Genomic DNA, 1,952 nt, shown 5'->3' with positions numbered 1-1,952 from the left:
ACATCGATGCCGAGGACATCCGAACATGTCGGCGACGCGTTTGGCGGCGGCAAAGCGCTCGCGCTGCTTGCGAGGCCAAGGATGGCTAGTGCGGCGATTACGCCGATGCTGGATTTCGAGTTCATTTCATTCTCCTTCCAGGAGTTGCCCCAGAGGCTAGTAGCATTCGCAGTATTTGCGGAGCGACCGACCCTTAAGATGGCCGAAATCTAGTTGTCTGGTGTGGGATTTGAATGACAAAGACCCCACCGTTCGTGCCAGATCATTACAGCTCGAGCGACCATTGGCCGCTTTGTATTTTTGTGAATGGAATGGATTTGTCTTACGATGCGCGCTGTTTCCCAGCGACCGAGGGCAGGCCCGTGGACCTCCGTTTGAGACGAATCGGATTGTTGCTGTTCGATGATTGCGACTTGTTGGATTTTTCAGGACCGGCAGCGGTTTTTCATTCTGCCGCGCGCCATCTCATCCGTTCTCGAGCGACCGAAGAATTCCTGTACAAAATCGAGCCGCTATCTATCGACGGCGGCCTGATCCGGACGATGCAGGGCATCGAAGTCGACACCCGCTTGGCGCCGACTCTCGAAAGCGGGCAACTCGACACGCTGATCGTCACCGGCGGCGCGCTCGACAATGACACCTGCGATCCGCGCCTCATTGATTGGATCAAACGCAATCACCGGCAAGTCCGCCGCGTCACTTCCGTCTGCTGCGGAGCATTCATGCTCGCAGGAGCCGGATTGCTGGACGGGCGTCGTGCCACGACCCACTGGGAAGATTGCCTAAAACTGCAACAGGCTTTTCCAGCGATCGACGTGCAGCCGGACCTAATCTACGTGCGAGATGGGAACGTCTGGACAGCCGCCGGAATCACAGCCGGGATCGATATGGCGCTTGCGTTGGTCGAGGAAGATTATGGCCATGCGTTGACGCTCATGGTCGCCCGTAACCTAGTCGTCTTCCTCAAGCGTTCCGGTGGGCAAGCCCAATTTAGCGCGCCGCTGCAGTCCCAGTCGGTCGAAGGGCCACTCGGTGCATTGCTCGAGTGGATTGTCGACAACCCGGCCGAGGATTTGCGGGCGGAGAGGCTGGCCGAGCGCGCTCACATGGGCCTGCGCAATTTCTACCGTACATTCGAGGCGGCGACGGGCACCTCGCCTGCGAACTGGGTGGAGATGGCGCGCCTGGAAACCGCCAAGCGCTATCTAGAGGAAGGCTCCGAATCGATAGAGCCGATCTGCTATAAGTCGGGGTTCCGTAGCTACGAACAGATGCGCAAGGCGTTTGCGCGACGGATCGGCGTCAGTCCGACTCAATATCGCGCGCGATTTGCCCGGCAGTTCCAAGTGGACGTGCCAGCGATTTTAACTCCACTCCGATGGCGGGCCAATCGTCCTGCGGACGGCAACCCACTCGGATAGGGCTGTTCGACATCGCCAAGGCACTGACCCGCATCGAGGAATCGGTCCAGGTCCGGGCCAAGGCGGACAAGCTCAAGATCAGCAAGCTGCGCTAGGCTGGACGGCGGTCGGCTGGGGTGCGCGCCCGCGGGACAATAGGAGAGTGCCCGCAGCCCGCCACGACAGCAGCATTGCCGCCGAAGCTACCAGGCCATCGCTGAAATAGTGCCAGCCCAGATGCACCGAGCCGAGCCAGATGATTGCATAATAGATCCAGGCCAGCGGCGCGTAGCGGCGCCCGCGGGAGATCAGCGCGAGCCATAGCGACAGGCCGACATGCATCGACGGCATGGCCGAAATGCCGGTTGCGACGGCCGGCGCGTCGGTGACGTGGAACTGCCACATCAAATCGGACGTGCGGACCGCGATCGGTGCCGCCGTGTGGAGCGCCTGGGTCAGCGCCGAAAACGTCTCGCCGCCGAACGCCCGGTCATAGAAAATCGGGCCGACCGACGACAGTGCAAAGGCGCCGCCGACACCGACCACCAGCCA

The 1,952-nt window shown here is 60.9% G+C and carries 2 protein-coding genes; one reads left to right on the top strand and one right to left on the bottom strand.

Annotated elements, in window-relative coordinates; all coding sequences use genetic code 11:
* Positions 1–233: 233 nt before the first annotated feature.
* Positions 234–1,421, top strand: coding sequence for a helix-turn-helix domain-containing protein (locus RMO25_RS04375; RefSeq protein WP_309661383.1), 1,188 nt, complete (start codon positions 234–236; stop codon positions 1,419–1,421).
* 78 nt (positions 1,422–1,499) lie between these two features.
* On the opposite strand, the gene RMO25_RS04370 is transcribed toward RMO25_RS04375, so the two are convergent.
* Positions 1,500–1,952 (bottom strand): phosphatase PAP2 family protein (locus RMO25_RS04370; protein ID WP_309661382.1); only part of this gene is annotated, 453 nt, incomplete at its 5' end.

This window comes from Sphingomonas sp. (genome assembly GCF_031361285.1).
Classification (GTDB): domain Bacteria; phylum Pseudomonadota; class Alphaproteobacteria; order Sphingomonadales; family Sphingomonadaceae; genus Sphingomicrobium.
Note: the sequence above shows the minus strand (reverse complement) of the source record. Positions and strands in the feature narration are given on the sequence as shown.